We start from the raw sequence: 19,393 nt of genomic DNA, 5'->3' as shown, positions 1-19,393 counted from the left end.
AAAGGTGTAGGCCCGGGGCTCTTCCTTACTCGCTAGGAAGTGCCCCGGGCCTGCTCTTGGGAGGTGGAAGGCCTACTTCTTGCCCTTCTTCTTTCCGTCAGTTACTTCCAGAACCTGTGCACGGTCATCATTGCCGTTGTGCAGGTGAAGCAACAGTGCCTTCGATGCCTTGGTGCTGTCTGCAACGGTCACCGGGATCTGGGTACCGGACAGATCGGTGAACAAGGTGCCTTCTGCACCGAAATCAACCTGTGGCGCTGCCACGTTGAAGTCGATCCAGTCGGTCTGGTCAACCGGGATCATCGAGCCGTTCTCATCGGTGTTGTACCAGGAGTAGCCCAGCACACGGTAGGAGATCTCCGACGAATCCTCATCGAGCCCCAGGGCTGACAGGGAGATCGGGAAGACCGCTGCATTGGTGTCGAAGGTGTTGGTATCGACATCGCCGAGCATGCCGTTCACTGGCTGCAGATCAACTTGCTCGCCGGTGGCGAGGTTGAAGGTTGCTGCCAGGTCAAGGTCAACTTCGTCGAATGCGGCGTTGAAGGTAACGAAGTCGGCTTCGCCGTCGCCATTGGTATCGATCTCGACATCCAGCTCGGTGCCGCCAGCCAGGTGGGCCCAGTTGGCCCAGGTGGAGATGCCGACGTTCAGCAGGCCGTCAGCCACACCGGTGCGGGCAGCGGTGCTCGATGCGCCAACGTGCTGCAGGTCCACGGAACGGGCCGCCGGGATGCTGTCCAGCGAATCGTCGCCGCGTTCACTCGAAGCACCCAGTTCGAAGGCGCCGAGCAGGGAGGTGACCGAAGTAGCGCCCTCGCCAGCAGTGATGTCCTTGCCCTTCAGGCTCAGGGTGGTGGTATCCGCGCCCTTCTTCATCTTCTTGAGCTTGCCCTCCATGTCAGCAGCCAGCTTGGGTGCTGCCTGGACTGGAATGCGCAGGGTCGGAGCATTGCTGGCAGTCAGCTCGACGCGACCGCTGGCATCGGCAACCCAGGCACGAGCCAGACCGGACTGGCTGGTAGCCATGGTTGGATCGATGGTCTTGGCCCACTGCTGCGGGTCAACGCTCAGGGTGACGTTCAGCTTGGCGCTGCCGCCGGCCGGCACGGTGACACTGCTGCGATCCAAGGTGAAGCTTGCGCCTGGGATCTCGGTAGCGGCCACGTAGTTGGCGTCGTAGCTCTGCGCCTTGCCGCTGGTGTTCTCAATGGTGATTTCGCGCTGCGCGCTGAACGGCTTCTTGCCTCCCAGCTCGATAACGCCGAAGACCACGCTGGTCAGATCCGCTGCCTCGGAATCGTAGGCGAAAGCAGGGCTCTGGAGTGCGGCATCGGCCATCACGCGACCGGAACCAACACGGTTCGGACCGTAGGCTTCGCCATTGGCGGCCTTGATGTCGGTGGCCGCGGTGTTCATGATGATGCTCTTGGCTTCATATGGGGTGTAGTCGCTGTCTTCCAGAACCAGCGCGGCGATACCAGCAACCAATGGAGTGGCCATCGAGGTACCGGTCATCACGGCGGTGCCGGTACCGGTGCCCACGCCAACCGAGCCGATCTGGGTACCTGGGGCAGCCACATCCGGCTTGACCACGCCGTTGGAACCGTGGACGCCACGCGATGAAGAGGAATTCAGCGTGTCTGCAACGCCGGACTCGCTGGAGGAACCGCCAACGAATTCGGGGGACAGGGTAACCTGCAGCGTGCCAGCTTCAGTTGCTGGGCGCAGCTTGTTCGACTCGTCCAAGGTGAACTGCGCACCTGGGATGGTCGCGTTGCCGGCGATGCCTGCATCGAACAGGTTGCTTTCTGCATCCAAGAGGACGCCGGTGGCACCGGCGGCTTCAGCGTTGTTGAAGCGGGCGCCGGAACCGCAAGGGAACTCGCCGTTCTCGCTCCACTGCAGCCAAACCCACTTGCCTTCCAGCGAACCTTCTTCGAAAGCGTCGCAACCGAATGCGTTATCGGCCGGAGCCATCACTGCTTCTCCGGACAAGGCGGCCGGATCAGCATTGGTGTAGTTGAAGTTCGCCGAGTACTGGCCCGAGGCCGAACCGGCGACATTGTCGGGGCCATCGACCTGGATCTTGTCCAGGGTGACGTGCGAGCCAACGGAGTTGGCTACGGTCAGCGAGGAACGCGAGTTGCCCGGCGAACCGCCCACGTCGGTGACATCACCGGCATTGCCGGAAGCGACAACCGAGAGGATGCCGGCTGCGCTCAGGGCGTCGACAATGTCATTTTCAGGGTCGTTGGCCGGGGAATGATCCGAACCAAGGGACATGTTGACCACGTCGGCGCGGTCCGAGAAGTCGCCGTCGCCGTTCGGATCAAGTACGTAGTCCAGTGCTTGGCCAACCACGGAGGAGGAGCCGCCGCAACCGAAGACGCGGATGCCGATGAGCTGTGCATCAGGGGCCGAGCCCGGGCCGACCTTCATCTGCGCCAGCGCGTCGGCGTCCAGCGAGGAATAGTCCCCGGTGAAGGTCGAGCCATCGGCGTTGACGCCATAGCCTGCGGTGGTTCCGGCAACGTGGGAGCCGTGTCCGGCAGCTTGGCAGTCAAGCGGGTTAGGGTCCGGATGCGGAATTGGCTGGTAGGTGGGATCGTCGGAGTCGGCGTTGTAGTCATCGCCAACCAAGTCCCAACCGCCAATGAACTTGTTGGTGTCGATCAGGCCCGAATCTGCACCGGGCAGCTCATCGGAAGCCTGGGCTTCCTTGTAGCCTTCCAAGGTGCCCGGGCCGCCGAAGCTGGCATGGGTGTAGTCCACACCGGTATCCAGTACAGCCACCTTGACGCCGTCGCCGGTCTTGTCCAGGGACTTCCATGATTCCAGGGCGCCGGTGTCAACTACCGAGCTGCGGTTGGAGGGCTTCTTGGGAACGATGGAGCTGATCTTGGCAACGTCGCTACGCTGTGCAAGCTTGCGCAGATCAGCGGCATCACCGGTCAGTGCGACACCCTGCAGTGCGTTGTGCGTGGTGTAGATGACCTTCGAGTTGGCCTCGGCTGCCAGCTGCTTGCCCTTGGCCTTGACCTCCTTGCCGATCTTCTTGACCTTGGCAGTGTCCTTCTTCTTGCCGGACTTCTTCACCGTCTCGAAGGCGCCATCACCCTGGAACTGAACGAAAACAGACACTTCACCAGTTGATTTGGCAAGAGGTCCGGAGACTTTCAGGTTGGACAGCGCTGATGAACTGGTGATTGGCAGGGACGCGGCATTTTCGCCGTCGCCTGGTTGGGGGATTCCTGCTGCGCTTGCCGGTCCTGACAAGGTAACAGCCAGTGCAAGCGCAGTGGCTGATCCCAAAATCAGGCGCGGCACTCTCTGCGTGCGGCGAGTGACCATGATTCTCCTAGCTGGGCTGGATAGCGGTGCTGCTCCCGTCATGGGCGGGCGACATAAAAGCGGTGCGAGCCTTGATGATCGTCCGGGGTAAACGTCCGCTAGTGCGTATACCCATAGCTGGAATCTTAGGTGACGTAGCTCATATATCAAGGGGTTATTGAATAGTAACCTTTGGTTGGATATTGTGCTGGCTTGGGAATTTCACAATAAAATCCGCGAACCACTGCGACAAACCCGCCCAGCAAGGCCTGATGGGCCCGTCCATTTTTGAGAAAATTTGGACGCTTTGTTACTCATCAGTTCACTACTTGCTGGGCGGGCGGCGCCGGAATCGGCTTGAAGGCTGCGGTTGCCTAGAGGCGGTTCAGGAAGCTATGCACGCGCTCGTCGAGCAGCTGGATGCGCTCGGCAACGACAACCATTGGGTCCGGGTAGATCGGATTCTTCGGAGGCGGGATCCGCACATTGCGGGAGCACTCGAAGTTCAGGCAGATCAATGTTCCCAAGGTATTGCCGTCACGTCCAGCCTGGCCAGCGCGCTTGGTCGTCCACATGCCTACCGCGCAGGGGATGTTCACATCGCGGCACATCTCGCACATCGTGGCGTTGGTCGGCTTGCGGCCACCGTCGGTGGGGCGCAAGAGGATGCCGCGGGTCTGCCCCGCTTCATCGGTGTGGAGCAGGTAGCCGCGCTGCATCATTTTCGGGTCGCGCCAACCCAGGTACTCCAGCGAATCCCACTCGAGGGAGGCAAAGTTTTCGGGCAGGGTCAATTTCTTCGCTTCTTGGCGGCTGGCGTTGATGAAGGAAGAGCGGATGGTTTTTTCGGTCAATGGCTGCATGGGAAATCCTCAAATAGTCCGCACGCGCTTCATGAGCGCACGGAATCACGAATCGTCAAGGTGTTGAGGTCTGCAAGGGAACGAAAAATTGGGGGCACTGGAACATTGCCTAAGGCAGAAGCCCTAAGCGGAAAATGTGTTGCCAACCCCGTTCGATACGCAGACGAACGGGCAGAGCGTCAAAGTGGCTTGCATAGCCGACCGCTCCCTCCTGTGGTTCTCCACGCATTGATTCTGAGCACTTCCGGAATAACCATAACAAGTGCGGTTGGCTTAGGCCAATGACTGGGATCACGGTTAAAGCAGTTTGCTGGCCACCGCCGTGAACGGCAGTGGCCAGCAAACACTCCAGCAGCCAGGGCCTAGCGGCGGCCGCCCTGCCAGAGTGCGTCAAACGGGGTGTTGCCAGAAACGCGGTTGCGGATGCCTTCGGTGACAAACGCCTTGGCTGTGCGGGCTGCCTCCAGCGGGGTAGCGCCCTTGGCCAGCTCTGCAGTTACGGCTGCGGCCAGCGAGCAGCCCGCGCCGGAGACCGCAACTTCGCCGATCTTCTTCTCGCGCAAGACCTCGAGGGTCGTGCCATCGTAGAAAACGTCCACGGCGTCTTCGCCAGCGATGCGGACTCCACCCTTGGCCAGGACCGCCGCGCCGGAGACCTCGTGGATCTTCTTGGCGGCTTCGATCAGATCATCTTCGGTGGTGATCTTGATTCCCGAGAGCTGTTCAGCCTCGAAGTGGTTCGGGGTGACGAACGTAGCCAAGGGCAGCAAGGCAGCCTTGAGGGCTTCGTCGGTGTCCAGTGCGTGGCCTGGTTCCTGGCCCTTGCAAATCAGCACCGGGTCCAGCAGTACGTTGTCCCACTGCTGGGAATTCAACGCGGTGGCAACGGTGTTGATCGTTGCTGGCGAGCCCATCATGCCCAGCTTGACCGTGCTGAGCTTGTCCTCGTAGCAGGCCTGGATGGCTTCGAGCTGATCGGCAATTACCTGCTGGTCAACGGGAACGAAGCGGTGGTTCCAGGAGTCCTTGGGATCGAAGGAGACGATGCAGGTCAAAGCCACGATGCCGAAGGTTCCCAGTTCCTGGAAGGTTTTCAAATCGGCCTGGGCGCCTGCGCCGCCAGTGGCTTCGGAACCAGCGATGGTCAGGGTCATGGCTGGAGAGGCAGTGTTTGTATTAGTCATAGTCTCAATTGCGGGTAGTGCGGGTAGGGAATGGGATTAGCCGTGCTGCCAGAAGCTGAGCGTGGTCGCTTTGGACCAGCCCTCGGGAAGCTGCTGGGCGTGTTCTGCGGTGGCTACCAGCAGCAGCCAGGGCAGCCCGTGGCCGAAAGCTGCGCCTGCAAAGTTAGCCAGTACCGCGCGGCGAGCCGCATCGGGATCAGCGGGGGAGAAAAGGTCCGGGTCGGTAAGCAGGCCGTAGTTTTCGCCGTAGCGCATGCGTCCTCGGGCGACCGGACGGTCGAAGTCGGTCACCTCAACGACGTCATAGTTATCCATTGGAGCCTCGAAAAGCCCGGACGTATCGGCGAGCTTGACTACCTGCTCGACGTCGTCGGGCTTGCCGGCCAGCAGATGCATGGTCGTGCTTGGCTGCCAACCCGAAGTGGCGAGTTCTGCAGCGGTGCCGTCGTTGGGAGTGCCCAAGAGGATCAAGCGCTGCGCGTCCTTTGGCGCGGACCAGGAAGCATCAGGCCAGTAGCGGAGGATTTCCACGTCTTCGCCGTCTTGATTCACCGAACGAATCTCGTGCTGGTTCGGGAAGGAAGCAATGCGATCACGCAGCGTGGCGTAGTCGTGGGTCCAGCTTGGCAGTGCTCGTGCCATTGCGCTCATAGTGCTGCATTCTCCTTTGGTTCGCTAGGGATCACCTATCGGCATGTTTGACTTTACGCCTTAAGGCGCGGTGATACGGAACTCTGTGTCAGGGTGTTTGCCGGCTCGCGCAATCCGCGGCTTTTCAGGAGGCTTTCGGCCGTCTCAGCGGTGAAGGATCTGCCATGGACACCTCGGCAATCCCTGCTGGCCCTGGATCCATCAGTGCCAGCACATCTTCAAAGAGCGAGCGCACCACAGGCAAGCGGCAGAGCACCGCGAACTTGGCGGCAACCGGTGCCATGTTCTTCATCAGAAGCCTGGATCGGCGCTGCTGCGGCGACTGGTCGAAAGCCCACGCCGAGAAGATCTGGCGGGAGACCAGCAGCAAGAACTTCGGCAGATCGCGTCGTATGCCTAATGGGGGCAACGGGCGGGATCCGGAAACGACCTTCTCCCATATCTCCAATTCAATGCTGGAAATCTCGTCGTTGCCCATATCGCGCGCGAGCATCAGACGCAGGAACGCAGGCCCGAAATCGTGATAGGGAGCCAACGCTTCGACGCCCGTGTCGAGTACTGCGCGGATGTTGGCTTCGAGGGTATTTCCCTCTGCGAGCATCCCCGCGCAAAGATCGAATTGCTCCCTGCGCAGGTTCAGCAGGAGCTGGGCAACGATCTCCTCTTTGGACGTGAAGTAGTAGTACGCATGCGACAGGGAAACCCCTGCGTTCGAAGCAATGGCACGCATGCTCGAGGCTTTATATCCGTCCGTGGCAAAGCACTCCAAGGCAGTTGCCAAGAGCTTGGCTTGGGTCTGCTGGCCTTTTTCGGTGCGTGGTTGCGTTGTCATGGAGCCTTTGGATGGAAGTGGGTGGATCCGATTCTACCAATTATTTGAACGCGTTCAAAAAAGGAAAATTTTCATGCTGATGTACGGGAGGACGGTCACTGCACTATTTGTTTCCTCGAATTTATAGTTCGAAGACATTCAAGTGAGATATGAATTTTGGAATTCTTTGATTTCTGAAACATGGTTGGTCTTCAACAGGTGAGAACGTGGCCGCAGTTATGCATGGGATACTTGTTGCGTAAGTGCTAATACAGCGGGACAGCGCGCAGGCATGGAACCTTCACCCTTTTGATTCGTGGGCAGGGCCGTGCCTTTTAGCGATGTTCTGGCGAACCACTTTGACAAGGAAAATTTCATGGGCGATTCCAACGCCAGCAACAATCTGATTCGAACCAAGAACGCGGTTTTCGCTTCTTCGGGTTCTCCCTACTTCTCCACGGTGCTCACCTTGATGGGCGCGGTCGTGATTCTTTCGAATATCGGCGCCTCCAAAGGTGTCAGCTTCGGTCCGCTGGTCACCGATGGCGGTTTCTTCCTCTTCCCGCTGGCCTACATTCTGGGCGATGTCATTGCGGAAGTCTACGGATTGAAGGCGGCTCGCCGTTCAATCCTGGTGACTTTCGCCTTGGCCTTCTTCGCAGTGTTCTGCTTCTGGGTCATGATCCAATTGCCATCAGCCGAGTTCTACGACGGGCAAGACGCATTTGAGCGCGCCCTTGGCCCGATCTGGCAGATCGTCGTCGCCTCCGCTTGCGGCTTCCTGGTGGGGCAGCTGGCCAACTCATGGGTGCTGGTCAAGCTCAAGGAACGTACCGGCGAGCGCGGGCTGATTCTCCGCTTGATCGGCTCCAGCGGTGTTGGGGAGTTCCTGGATACCCTGATCTTCTGTGCCATTGCAGCGCCAGTTATCGGCATCGCCGATGCGCCGACATTCATCAACTACGTGGTGGTGGGCTTCATCTACAAGACTGCCGTGGAGGTCCTGTTTGTTCCGGTGACCTCGATGGTCATCAAATGGTTCAAGAAGCGCGAACCTGGCTACAGCCAAGCGGCCGTCGCAAGCTAGTGATCCTGTGGGCATCATCCGTGAGGGCGATGCCCACAGCTGTATCCGGACACTAGAATCGATGGCATGCAGACAGGTCAAAGCGCTGGAGTTCAGCTAGAAGCACGCGACTTGACCATTGGCTATCCCAATCGCGTGATCTGCGGGCCGATCAACCTGCAGCTGGCTCCCGGTGCTGGCTTAGGAATTATCGGTGCCAATGGCAGCGGAAAATCAACACTGATCCGCACCATCCTGGGACATCTCATTCCGGTGGAAGGCACCGTCGAGTTCCAAAGCCTTCCCGTGAATGAAAGCTCGGAGCATTTTCGCCGTACCGTCGCAGTACAGGTCACCGATGGCGCCTTCTTCGAAGAACTCACCGTGCGCGAACATCTGGAAATGGTCGCTCGTGGACACGGACTGGATGATTGGGTCCAGTTAGTCCAGGCAGAACTCGACTTCTTCGAAATCACTGCTGCTGCCGATCACCTTCCCGGCGAGCTGTCTTCTGGCCAACGCCGTAAGCTGCTGCTCGCCGCGGCCTTGATCCGTCCGGCAGAACTGCTGATTCTTGACGAACCGGAACAACGCCTGGACCTTCGTATCAGGCAGAAGCTGTACCAGCGGCTTGCCGGGGTACGCGGCAGGGGAACAACTTTGCTAGCGGTGACCCATGATCCGCTGATGCTGCGAAGCTGCGTGGACCAAGTGCTGCTTCTGGATGAAGACGAGGGCGAACTGCTTGATCCGCAGGCAGGGGCGCAGTGGCTTGAGCGCTAGCCGGGTTGCAAGCCATGCCGTTGATTTCAATCCTCGAGAAGTGGTCAATCGAGCGAAGAAGCGGCGGAATTTCTCCGAGAAATTCGACAGCTTTTCCGATGCCTATGTCTGGGCGCTGGCCGCGCTGGTGGCGTTGGCCTACCTCTTCAGCGCACTCTTTGGCATGCTGTTTGTGCTCTTGGGCGAGGGCGTAGCGCACCAAGTGCTGCCTAGCGCCGTCTGGCGCTTGCAGGACCTCTCTTTCGTGCTATTGGCCCTGGCCGGCTTGGCAACCTTTCGGCTCATGCTCTATCTGGGGCCTTGCGGGCTCAGTGCGGCCAAGGCCGACTGGTGGCTGCCGCTGCCGGTCAAGCTCCGGGCTATCCGTCAGCCGACGTGGCGAAATGCGGTGCTCATCGGTCTTTTCGCGAGCAGCTTTGCCGGTGCGCTGTGGCTGATCGTGATGCTGGGGCTGGCCGGATCGCTCCCGGTACCCGTTGCAGTCCTTGGGCTCGCCTGCTTCGCAGTGGCCGGTGTCGGGCTTGCCAACGCGGCCACGGCGATCCAGGGGAAGAACCACCAAATAGCTGCGCGACGGATCTGCGACTGGGTGGGCCTCGGGCTGCTCATCGCCTTGGCCGTGCTGTGGATGCTCTTGATGTTCCAGATTCCTTGGGCCCAAAGCCTGGTTGGCGCTATGGCTGCGGCCACCTTGGAGCCGGCTGCCTGGGTGCTCGCCTTGCTCGTTGTCCTGGTACTTAGCGGCGCGAGTACGTACGGTGCGTTTCGCCATTTTGACCAGATTCCGGGCCAGGCGTTGCGTTTTGCCGGAGAGCACCAGCAATTCGCCGTGGGGGCTTTGATGCAGGGCGACTCGCGAGGCCTCTCGGCTCCGGCGACATCCGCTATTAGCCGCAGGCGCGCACGCGGTGGCAAGCTCACCGCCAAGTTGCCGGTGGCGTGGCGCATTCTCTGCCTCCGTTTGCTGAGGGGAGGCCGTTGGCATTCGGTGGCCGGGTTCCTGCTCCTGGCTTTCGCGTTGGCCGCCACGGTTCAGCGAATTGCCAACCCGCTGAGCGCAGCGGCCTTTTACCTGGTGCTCTGCCTGGTTCTTACCTTGAGCATTTCCGCGACCATTGCACCGCTTGTTTCCGAACGGCAGCTCACCCAGCTGCTAGGGATTTCGGAACAGCGCCTGATGCGGGCAGCAACGCTGTATGCGATGCTATTTTCAGCCACCGCCTTGCTGTTCTTGACCGGCGGGCTGGGAATGCTGGGCATGATCCAGCTGGATCGCATTTGGCTTTGGACCGCCGCAGGCCTGGTCGCCGCGTTGGGGTGTGCTGCGGCTAGCAGTGCCCACGCCAGCAGGGAAGAACGGGACTGGGATGCATTACTCGGGGGAGCCACCAGCGACTCGGCCGTGGCCACGTATCTTTTCCTGGGAACAGCGACTTTCCTTCGGGCAGCTGCCACGTTCTCGCCAATTTTCTTCTTGGTGCTCAGCCCCGGTACTCCCATTCCCCCGTTGCTGTGGATCGCGGCAATGCTCTTTGGTGCAAGTGCCCTGGTTCAACTTTCCGGCAGGAAGCTGGGCGCGGGGGCGTAGGTAGACTTGGAGGATGAACGATTTGATTTCCATCCACGAGCCCGATGGGCTTTCCGCAGAATTGCTCTACTCAATACTGAAACTGCGTGCCGAGGTATTCATCGTCGAGCAGCGATCGTGCTACCCGGACATCGATGGCCGCGATCTGGATGCCGGCACTGTGCATCTGGTGGCCACCGAGAACGGGAAAGTGCTGTGTACTGTGCGAATCATGGACAGCGCAAGCGGCACTCCGCGCATTGGGCGGGTTGCAACGGCCGCAGAAGCCCGAGGCCGGGGCCTGGCCGGGGAACTCATGCAGCGTGCCGTGGCGCTTTGCGCTCCGGAGGCGGAGATCCAGCTCAGCGCCCAGACCCAGCTGGAGGGCTGGTACGGAAAGTTCGGTTTCCTCCGCTCCGGAGAAGACTATGACGACGACGGGATCATGCATTTGCCGATGACCCGCGCAGGGCAGGGCGTTTCGGCCTAGAAAAGCCCGAGGCATCGATTCTCCTTGCACTGCCCAGTGTGTGGAGAATCGATGCCTCGACTGCTTTGCGGCCCTTGGCTACAGGGCGGCCGGCTGGCCCTGCGGATCCGGTTCGCCAGCGTAGTAGCTGGAGAGCACCTTGTCCTTGAGCTCGAAGAAGGTTCCGTCCTCGATCGCCTGGCGCGCGGATTCAACCAGCGAAACAGTGAACTGCTCGTTGTGGATGGAAATCAACGTGTGGCTGAGCAGTTCCTTGGCCTTGTACAGGTGGTGAATGTACGCACGGGTGAAGTTCTTGCAGGCATAGCACTCGCAGCCTTCCACCAGCGGAGTGAAATCCCGCTTGTAGCGTGCGCCGGAAAGATTGAAACGGCCCCAGGGGGTATAGAACGCCGAGTTGCGCGCAACGCGAGTGGGCGAGACGCAGTCGAAAGTATCGGCACCATTCTCAATCGCGGTGAAGACGTCATCCGGCTCGGAAATGCCCAGCAGGTGGCGCGGCTTGTTCTCTGGAAGCTCTTCGGCGCACCAGCCGACGATGGTTCCCAGATTTTCCTTCTCCAAGGCGCCGCCGATGCCGAAGCCATCGAAGGCCATGGCCCCCAGGTCCTGGCAGGCCTTGCGGCGCAGGTCCTCGTACTGGGCGCCCTGGATGACGCCGAACAAGGCTTGGTATTCCTTGCCTTCGCGGGAGTCGGTCAATGCAAAGTGCTCGGCAATGCAGCGCTCGGCCCAGCGCCGGGTGCGCTCCAGGGACTCGACCTGGTAGCCGCGGGAATTCTGCAAGGTGGTCAGCTCGTCGAAGGCGAACATGATGTCCGCGCCGATCCGGTGCTGCACGCCCATGGAGATCTCAGGGGAGAAGCGGTGCTTGGTGCCGTCGAGATGGGACTTGAACCAGACGCCGTCCTCGTCCACATTGGCCAGGCGTTCCTTGCCCGGGGCCACGGCGTCGTCCGGACCAGACTGGTCTACGGACTTCATGTCGATGACCTTCTTGAAGCCCGAGCCCAGGCTCATGACTTGGAATCCGCCGGAGTCGGTGAAGGTCGGGCCCTGCCAGCCCATGAACTTGCCTAGTCCGCCGGCTTCATCGAGGATATCCGCGCCCGGCTGAAGATACAGGTGGTAGGCGTTTGACAGCACAGCCTGCGCGCCAAGCTCCTGGACCTGCACCGGGGTGACTGCCTTGACGGTAGCTTTGGTGCCTACCGCAATGAACGCGGGCGTCTTGACGTCGCCGTGCGGGGTACGGATAACGCCGGTACGTCCCAACATCGGGGAACCGTCCGGAGCGGTCAGCCGGGTTCCGACTTCAAAGCCGAATTCATCCTGGCGGGCATGCGGGGCACTGGGGTCAAAGTTCTTTTCGGACACGTACCAAGTGTGCCGTATTAACCGCGCGGTGAGGAAAACGACAGGGGCAATGTGCGCCAAAACCTAACGTTTCACAAGGCAAAGCGCGAATAATGGAGCGTACGTGTTGTGTCCAACGCGACGGAAGGAAGATGTGGGTCTGGAGAATCTGAAGGAATCCGCCAAGGCGCTCATTACGCTGGGGCCTGCCCGCAAGGACCATTGGATCGGCCTGCGCACCGGCATCGGTGTTTTTGCGCCTCTGATCACCCTCTTCGCGATTGAACGGCTGGACCTTGTGGTCTTTGCCGTGTTCGGCGCCTTTACCGGCGTGTATGGGCGCGTGGACGGCTACTGGAACCGGTTGCGGATGCAGGTGCGTTCCGGGGCCTTGTTCTTCGCGGTAATCGCCCTGGCGCTGGCCGCTTCGCACTGGTGGATCGACCATTCGGACCCTGGAATCAAGCAGTGGCAAGTAGTTGGCGCGACGACTTTCGTGGCCGGTGCCTGCTCGGTGCTGGTGGGTTTCATGCGGCTGCGGCCCGGCGGTTCGCTGTTCCACATCTTCGCATTCGCGGCAATTGCCTCGATCCCCGTCCCCGCGCCAATCGGCGAAGCCCTGCTCGTGTCGGCCCTGACGATCTTGTTGTCGGTAGCCATCGGTGCGGCCGGTGCACTCGGGCAGTGGAGCAGCTTGTGGAAGCGCACCCCGCTGCCGCCACTATCGGATAACGTCCGCAAGGCCATCTGGTGGGAAGGGCTGTTCTACATCCTGACGGCCGGCGTGGCCGGCACCTTGGCCAATACCGTGGGCAGCAGCCTGGAAGCCGGGCACAACTACTGGGCGATGGTGGCCGCGGTGGTTCCCCTGGTCGGGCACACCACGACCTTGCGCATCCGGCGCGGCGTGCACCGAATGCTTGGCACCCTGGCAGGCATGGTCCTGATGGCGGTCTTGATCTTCCTGAACCCGCAGGTCTGGATCCTGCTCGCCTTCATCGCCATATGCCAATTCATGGCCGAGCTGCTGGTCATGCGCAACTATTTCCTGGCGCAGGTCTTCATTACCCCGATGGCGCTCGTGGGCGTCTCGCTGGTGACGGGCCTGAGCGGCTCGGTGATGTACGACCGCGTGGTCGAGACCCTGATCGGCTGCACCGTGGGCATGCTCGGGGTGCTCTTGGGAAGCTGGGTTGGATCAATCATCAAGCGCCGGCAGGGAATCATTCCAAACAGCGGGCAGCAGGGCTAGATATTCACTCCGACATGGGCTAATGCCTGACGGAGAATATTTTCTCGACCGCCAGCGAACTCGCCCTGGATATCCGAGCTGAGCGCTTCGCTGGGCGAAAGCCAGGTCAGCTCCAACGCATCGGAGCGAGGGCTGGTCTCGCCGCGAACCGGCACGATGTAGCACATGGATACGGCATGCTGGCGATCATCGGTCAGGCCGGTTTCGCTCGGCGCCGGGAAGTATTCTGCAACGGTGAAGGGCACCGGTGAAGCCGGAAGCTGCGGAAGCACCATGGTGCCCAGGTCCTTTTCGATGTGGCGGATCAACGCGGCGCGTATGGTCTCGCGGTACATCACGCGCCCCGAAACGAAGGTGCGCAGCATGCGCCCGTCATCATCGCCGGTGAGCAGCAGGCCCACCTCGTTGACGTAGCCCAGCGGGTCCAGGCGCACGGGAATGGCCTCGACGTAGAGCATGGGCAGGCGCTGCCGTGCCTCGTAGAGGTCTTCTTCGGAGAGCCATCCAGGGTATGGGTCAGGAGTGCGCACGTTCATGGTTCTATCTTCGTACACAAACCCTCGACATTCCGTGAAGCTGGATCTGTGTTGCCGAACTCACCTATAAGGTTTCCTGCACCCCTAGTGCACCGCAATCCCAAGCGATAAAATCGATAGAGCTATTTGAACTTCCTTGCCCGGCGAAGCAGCCGCAAGCGTCAGATAGCGTTTCCTTTTTCCGAATCCTCGTGGAAGCAGATTCCTGCCGTGACGAACGCTCCAGAACGACTGAGCAAACAGAACTTCACCACGATTGCGGTGCTGATTGTTTCCAGCTTCGTGGTCATCCTGAACGAGACCATCATGAACGTGGCCCTGCCTGTTCTGATGGATGAATTCAATGTCACCGCTGACGCAATTCAGTGGCTGTCAACCATCTTCATGCTGACTATGGCCGTGGTCATTCCAATGACCGGCTTCCTGCTTCAGCGGATGAGCATCCGCAATGTCTTCGTCTTGGCCATGGGCCTGTTCACTCTGGGCACCCTGCTGGCTGCCCTCGCGCCGGGCCTGAGCGTCCTGCTGGTGGCCCGTGTGATCCAGGCTAGCGGCACCGCCATCATGATGCCGCTGCTGATGACCACCATCTTGCATCTGGTCCCGGCTGAGCGCCGCGGCGTGCTGATGGGCAATGTTTCCATCGTGATCTCCGTAGCCCCGGCCATCGGCCCGACGGTATCCGGACTGATCTTGCAGTACCTGTCGTGGCGATTCATGTTCATCGTGATCATCCCGATCGCGGTAGCGGCTCTGCTGATCGGCACCCCTCGACTGTCCAAGGACGTTGACGGCGCCTCGACGCCGCTGTCCATTCCTTCGCTGATTCTGGCCATCCCGGGTTTCGGCGGCCTGGTCTACGGCCTCAGCGGCTTGTCGGTTGGCGTCACCCCGCTGAACCTGGGCATCCTTGTTGGCGCGATTCTGTGCCTGCTCGCTTTCGTTTTCCTGCAGCTGAACCTGCAGAAGGAAGACAAGGCGCTGCTGGATCTGCGTCCGCTGAACTACAGGGCTTTCACCCTTTCGCTGGTGCTGATGATGTTCTCGATGATTTCGCTGTTCGGCGTGATCATCCTGCTGCCGATGTTCTTCACCAACGTGTTGGGCATTGAAACCCTGACCACCGGTTTGATCATGCTCCCGGGCGGTCTGCTGATGGGTGTCCTGGCGCCATTGGTCGGAAAGCTCTACGACAAGGTCGGCGCCCGTCCGCTGATCGTTCCCGGCGCCCTGGTGCTGCTGGTTTCGCTGCTGGGCTACGCGGTGGTCCTGGATGTGGACACTCCGATCTGGCTGCTGGTTGTCATGCACCTGGTGATGAGCTTGGGCCTGGCCTTCATCTTCACCCCGGCCTTCACCACTGCGCTGAACCCGCTGCCGCACAGCCTGCACTCGCACGGTTCGGCCCTGCTCTCGACCTTGCAGCAGTTGGCGGGCGCCATGGGCACCGCCCTGCTGGTTGGCGTTGTCGCCTCATCCACCGCCGCGAAGATCGCGGCTGGCGGCGATCCGCTGACCGCTTCGGTCGAAGGCTTCCAGCCTGGCTTCCTGATCGGTGCCGGCTGCAGCGTCGGCATCGTGGTGATCGGTTTCCTGCTTGGCGGCAAGAAGAAATCGGCTGGAGTCGAAGCCGAGCCTGCGACGGTTCCGAGCCACTAGGCTGCAGGACAGTGCAAGAGCCGCTGGATCCCATCGCGGGGTCCAGCGGTTTTTCCATGCCCGCGGGCAAGATTCTTCGCCTCCACGCAACTGGCCAGTAATGTAGATCACAAGACCACTGTCTACAAAGGGGTAAACATGCAGTTGCAGGATTCAGTCGCTCTGGTCACCGGCGGCCTATCGGGATTGGGACGCGCCACGGCGCAGAAGCTGGCCACCGGGGCCAGGCATGTGGTGGTACTCGACCTGCCGCGTGAGGATGGCGATGAAATCGCCGCCGAGATCGGCGCGAATGTCCGCTTCGTGCCAGCTGATGTCACTGACGCGCAGCAGGTGGCTGCCGGCATCGAACGTGCCAAGGAACTTGGCACCCTGCGGGTGCTGGTCAATTGCGCCGGTGTGGCAACACCAGGCAAGGTGCTGGGCCGCGACGGAGTGCTGCCGCTGGAGCGCTTCGCCAAGGTGCTGGACATCAATGTCAACGGCACCTTCAACGTGATCCGTCTGGCCGCAGAAGCCATGGCGCATAGCGAAGCGCTGAGCGATGAGCAGGGAACCACCGAACGCGGGGTCATCATCAACACCGCGTCGGTGGCGGCCTTTGACGGCCAGATCGGGCAGCCGGCCTATGCGGCCTCCAAGGGAGCAGTAGCGGCCATGACCCTGCCGCTGGCTCGCGAGCTGGCGAACCACCAGATCCGCGTCATGACCATCGCACCGGGCATTTTCCACACGCCGATGATGGCCGGCCTGCCGCAGGCTGCCCAGGACTCGCTCGGAGCCCAGGTGCCGCATCCTTCGCGTCTTGGACGTCCGGAAGAATACGCGGCATTGGTGGAGCACATCGTGGCCAACCCGATGCTCAACGGCGAAACCATTCGCCTTGATGGAGCCATCCGCATGGCGCCACGCTAGGCACCCGTGGCGGGCGCGGCCAGTCCTAGAACTCTATGGGCTTGCCGCGCTGCGCACGGTGCTCGGCATGGCTGATCTGGAACCGGCGGTTCTCGGCCATCAGGAAGACCAGCAAGGCCATGAAGATCCAGACCGCGCAGACCCACAGCGGTGCGGACTCATTGAGCCAGCCCTGGATGGCAGCGGCGATCATGCAGATTCCGAAGCCGCTGGCAAAGGCGTGGCGGCCGCGCTCCGAGTGGGCGAAGGCGGCGGCAACCACTGAAATTCCGGCCGTCACCACCACAGCAGGAAGTCCCTGCCCGCCGTCATTCCATCCGGCGGCGGCAAACCAGAGCTGCAGGGCATAGACCAGGCTGGAACCGGCAAAGAAGCTTACCGGGGCATCGGTTGCCCAGCGCTCCATGCGGTTTCGCGCAGTATTCCTGTTCAGCTGGAGCACGCCGTACAGGGACAGCAGCGAAGCAATGGTTGCCAGGATGGCCGCGCTGATGGCCAAGAACCCGGAGGCCAGGGTGATGGCGCAGGCCATCATCGCTGTGGCCGGGATCGAATAAAGGGAAATGATTCGTTGGCGTCGCGCCGAAAGCTGGTCGCGGCGCAGCGAAAACGCGGCACTGAGGACCAGCGCGATGGCAGTTGCCGGCCACAACACCGAATGCACCAGGCTGGTATCCAGCAGGCTGGACGGCGCGCGTCCATGCAGGCCGGAAGGCAACGCCAACGAGGTCAGTAGCAGCAATAAGCCCGAAGCGCCCAAGAGGTAGCCGCGGACCGTATCGAAAGGTTCCACTGCAGGGTTGGGGCGATGATCCGGCGCCGCGTAGGGCAACACGAAGGAGGACCGTTCTGCCGCCGAAGCAATGGCAGACTGGGCCGACTCCACCAGGGAATCGAGTTGCGGGGTCCGCTGGTGTTCGGCCATCTTGCCTTCATCCTTACGGGTCACGGGATAATAGGCACCAGCCTAGGGCAATTCTTCCCCCGTGAGAAGGGGTTATGGGACCGACGGCGCTTCCAGTAGCCGCTGTTGCGAGCTGAAGCTGCGCGCGTGGCCGGTCAGCGGATCGGTGAAGGAAATGGTGTGCGCCAGCAATTGCAGCGGGCGCCGGTAGTCATCAGGGGCCAGATCCCACAGCCGCGGATAGAACGCGTCATTGATGATGCCCAGGCCCAAGGAAGCCAGGTGCACTCGCAGCTGATGGGTCTTGCCCGATCGCGGTTCCAGATCCATCAAGGCGACCTCCAGCCCGGCATGGAAACCGGTGCTCGTTCCGATCACCTCGAGCTTGACCAGGGTCTGGGCGTTCGGCTCCCCTTCTTCCACAATGGAACGCAGCTTGCCCTTGACCTTGGCCATCCGGTTCTCGAAGAGCAACGGCATCCGCTGCAGCAGGTCACGCAGCTCGGATTCCGGTTTGACCTGCGAATGCTCCCCATTTGGATGCAGCACCCGTCCAGTTTCCAGGCCTTCGCCCGGCTGAAGGGCGACCACCGCCTTGTAGCGCTTGGCGATCTCGCGGCGTTCGAAGAGCATCTGGTAATCGCCGCGGGTCGCCGGATTCACCGCGAAAAGAATGACCCCGGCGGTGGCCCGGTCCAGCCGGTGCATCGGCACCAAATCATCGATGCCGGTCTGGTTGCGCAGGCGCACCAGCGCGGATTCCTGGATGAAGCGTCCGCCGGGTGTGGTGGGGAGGAAATGCGGCTTGTCCACGACCAGCAGATGCTCGTCTTGGTGCAGGATCCTGGCTTCAAAGGGAATGGGAGTTTCTACCGGCAGGGAACGGTAGTACCAAATGAATTCGTGCTCGCCCAGGGGCGTCTGGCGGGTGAGCGGAGTGCCGCCCAAGCCAACGATCTGCTGATCATCGAAGCGGCGCAGGATGCCCTCTGGATCCACATGGCCGAAGCGCTCAAGCAAATAATCTGCGACAGTTGCCCACGAACCGGTCCGCGGGAGGCGAAGACGAGTTGCATTGACGCCGTTGCGCACGGGAAGCGGGGATTCCATAGCCATAGGGGCTATTCTCCCATCTTTGCCAGGACCGCGCAGGCCGCGGTCTGCTAGGTTGGTTCGATGGCCATGCGTAAATACAGCGAAGTCGACGTCTTTTCTCCCACTGCATATCTGGGCAACCCCTTGGCTGTGGTCCACGATGCAGAAGGCCTGGCCAGCGGGCAGATGCAAGGATTTGCCAAGTGGACCAACCTGGCCGAGACCACGTTCCTGATGCAACCGGAGGATCCGGCCGCCGACTACCGGGTGCGGATCTTCTCTGCCACCCAGGAATTCCCCTTCGCCGGCCACCCGACGCTGGGCTCGGCCTTTGCCTGGCTGAAGGCCGGCGGGGTTCCCAAGAAGAAGGGACGGGTCATCCAGGAATGCGCCGCCGGGCTGGTGGAGGTGCGCGTTGAGCCGCAACGGCTATGGTTCGCTGCACCGCCGCTGACCCGCTACGAACCGGTTGCCGAATTGCTGGTGCAGCGCATCGCCGAGGTACTGGCGATTCCCCGGGAGCAGATCCAGGATGCCTCATGGCTGGTCAACGGCCCGGAATGGATCGGGGTGAGGCTCTCCAGTGCGCAGCAGGTACTGGCCTTGGACCCGGATCCCAACGCCCTGGGGACGCTGGCCATCGGGGTTGCAGGTCCGCGGGAGCCAGGGGCCGGCACGCAGTTCGAAGTGCGTGCTTTCGTCGGCGGGGACCCAGTGTGGGAAGACCCGGCTACCGGCAGCCTCAATGCGGGCCTGGCCCGGTGGCTGGCCGATTCCGGGTTGGCTCCCGAACGCTACATCGCCGCCCAAGGCACCGCGATCGGGTACCAGGGCCGGGTGCATCTGCGCGTTGAGGACGGCGTGGTCTGGGTGGGAGGCGACGTGAACAGCTGCGTGCAGGGCGAAGTCGACCTCTAGGCTTGCAACC

General features: G+C 61.3%; 17 protein-coding genes. 8 read left to right on the top strand and 9 right to left on the bottom strand.

Features of this window, described 5'->3' with window-relative positions:
• Positions 1-72: 72 nt before the first annotated feature.
• The 5 genes from ACFVHU_RS11420 to ACFVHU_RS11400 all read right to left on the bottom strand — a co-directional run bounded on the left by ACFVHU_RS11420 (position 73) and on the right by ACFVHU_RS11400 (position 6,863).
• On the bottom strand, positions 73-3,144 hold the full coding sequence (locus tag ACFVHU_RS11420) for a S8 family serine peptidase (RefSeq protein ID WP_388024510.1): 3,072 nt from the start codon (positions 3,142-3,144) through the stop codon (positions 73-75).
• A 563-nt stretch (positions 3,145-3,707) separates the two neighbouring features.
• Complete coding sequence (locus ACFVHU_RS11415; RefSeq protein ID WP_105658599.1) at positions 3,708-4,196, bottom strand: FBP domain-containing protein; 489 nt, start codon at positions 4,194-4,196, stop codon at positions 3,708-3,710.
• A 362-nt stretch (positions 4,197-4,558) separates the two neighbouring features.
• Positions 4,559-5,380: a hydroxymethylpyrimidine/phosphomethylpyrimidine kinase gene (locus ACFVHU_RS11410; protein WP_332487402.1), complete on the bottom strand. Its 822-nt coding sequence runs from the start codon at positions 5,378-5,380 to the stop codon at positions 4,559-4,561.
• Positions 5,381-5,416: 36 nt separating this feature from the next.
• A complete protein-coding gene (locus ACFVHU_RS11405; protein WP_332487405.1) occupies positions 5,417-6,031 on the bottom strand; it encodes a hypothetical protein in 615 nt (204 codons plus the stop codon).
• Between the two features lie 124 nt (positions 6,032-6,155).
• On the bottom strand, positions 6,156-6,863 hold the full coding sequence (locus ACFVHU_RS11400; protein WP_388024507.1) for a TetR/AcrR family transcriptional regulator: 708 nt from the start codon (positions 6,861-6,863) through the stop codon (positions 6,156-6,158).
• A gap of 355 nt (positions 6,864-7,218) precedes the next feature.
• On the opposite strand from ACFVHU_RS11400, the gene ACFVHU_RS11395 reads away from it, so the two are divergent.
• The 4 genes from ACFVHU_RS11395 to ACFVHU_RS11380 all read left to right on the top strand — a co-directional run bounded on the left by ACFVHU_RS11395 (position 7,219) and on the right by ACFVHU_RS11380 (position 10,748).
• Positions 7,219-7,929 (top strand): queuosine precursor transporter, encoded by a 711-nt coding sequence (locus ACFVHU_RS11395; protein WP_388024506.1) that lies wholly within the window; start codon positions 7,219-7,221, stop codon positions 7,927-7,929.
• A 66-nt stretch (positions 7,930-7,995) separates the two neighbouring features.
• Entirely contained in the window at positions 7,996-8,691 is a 696-nt protein-coding gene (locus ACFVHU_RS11390; RefSeq protein WP_388024504.1) for an ATP-binding cassette domain-containing protein, read from the top strand.
• 40 nt (positions 8,692-8,731) lie between these two features.
• On the top strand, positions 8,732-10,279 hold the full coding sequence (locus tag ACFVHU_RS11385; RefSeq protein WP_388024502.1) for a hypothetical protein: 1,548 nt from the start codon (positions 8,732-8,734) through the stop codon (positions 10,277-10,279).
• Positions 10,280-10,292: 13 nt separating this feature from the next.
• Positions 10,293-10,748: a GNAT family N-acetyltransferase gene (locus ACFVHU_RS11380; RefSeq protein ID WP_332594861.1), complete on the top strand. Its 456-nt coding sequence runs from the start codon at positions 10,293-10,295 to the stop codon at positions 10,746-10,748.
• Positions 10,749-10,826: 78 nt separating this feature from the next.
• Here ACFVHU_RS11380 and tgt read toward each other — a convergent pair whose 3' ends face one another.
• Positions 10,827-12,125, bottom strand: coding sequence for a tRNA guanosine(34) transglycosylase Tgt (gene tgt, locus ACFVHU_RS11375; protein ID WP_105658591.1), 1,299 nt, complete (start codon positions 12,123-12,125; stop codon positions 10,827-10,829).
• Between the two features lie 133 nt (positions 12,126-12,258).
• On the opposite strand from tgt, the gene ACFVHU_RS11370 reads away from it, so the two are divergent.
• Positions 12,259-13,356 (top strand): FUSC family protein, encoded by a 1,098-nt coding sequence (locus ACFVHU_RS11370; RefSeq protein WP_388024499.1) that lies wholly within the window; start codon positions 12,259-12,261, stop codon positions 13,354-13,356.
• Here ACFVHU_RS11370 and ACFVHU_RS11365 read toward each other — a convergent pair.
• On the bottom strand, positions 13,353-13,892 hold the full coding sequence (locus ACFVHU_RS11365) for an NUDIX hydrolase family protein (RefSeq protein ID WP_105658590.1): 540 nt from the start codon (positions 13,890-13,892) through the stop codon (positions 13,353-13,355). The genes ACFVHU_RS11370 and ACFVHU_RS11365 overlap by 4 nt on opposite strands.
• 210 nt (positions 13,893-14,102) lie before the next feature.
• Here ACFVHU_RS11365 and ACFVHU_RS11360 point away from each other — a divergent pair, with 210 nt between their 5' ends.
• Together ACFVHU_RS11360 and ACFVHU_RS11355 are read left to right on the top strand one after the other, a co-directional pair.
• The gene (locus tag ACFVHU_RS11360; protein WP_133834369.1) at positions 14,103-15,551 is read left to right on the top strand and encodes an MDR family MFS transporter; all 1,449 of its coding nucleotides are present in this window, start codon (positions 14,103-14,105) and stop codon (positions 15,549-15,551) included.
• Positions 15,552-15,689: 138 nt separating this feature from the next.
• Complete coding sequence (locus tag ACFVHU_RS11355) at positions 15,690-16,466, top strand: SDR family NAD(P)-dependent oxidoreductase (protein WP_388024496.1); 777 nt, start codon at positions 15,690-15,692, stop codon at positions 16,464-16,466.
• Between the two features lie 25 nt (positions 16,467-16,491).
• On the opposite strand, the gene ACFVHU_RS11350 is transcribed toward ACFVHU_RS11355, so the two are convergent.
• Both ACFVHU_RS11350 and ACFVHU_RS11345 read right to left on the bottom strand, forming a co-directional pair.
• A complete protein-coding gene (locus tag ACFVHU_RS11350; protein WP_388024495.1) occupies positions 16,492-17,415 on the bottom strand; it encodes a hypothetical protein in 924 nt (307 codons plus the stop codon).
• Positions 17,416-17,463: 48 nt separating this feature from the next.
• Positions 17,464-18,486 carry a pseudouridine synthase gene (locus ACFVHU_RS11345; protein ID WP_388024494.1) on the bottom strand — a complete coding sequence of 341 codons (1,023 nt, stop codon included), beginning with the start codon at positions 18,484-18,486 and terminating at the stop codon, positions 17,464-17,466.
• 60 nt (positions 18,487-18,546) lie between these two features.
• On the opposite strand from ACFVHU_RS11345, the gene ACFVHU_RS11340 reads away from it, so the two are divergent.
• Positions 18,547-19,383: a PhzF family phenazine biosynthesis protein gene (locus ACFVHU_RS11340; protein ID WP_388024492.1), complete on the top strand. Its 837-nt coding sequence runs from the start codon at positions 18,547-18,549 to the stop codon at positions 19,381-19,383.
• The last annotated feature ends 10 nt before the right edge of the window (positions 19,384-19,393 follow it).

It is taken from the genome of Glutamicibacter sp. NPDC127525 (assembly GCF_042672105.1).
Lineage (GTDB): Bacteria > Actinomycetota > Actinomycetes > Actinomycetales > Micrococcaceae > Glutamicibacter.
Note: the sequence above shows the minus strand (reverse complement) of the source record. Positions and strands in the feature narration are given on the sequence as shown.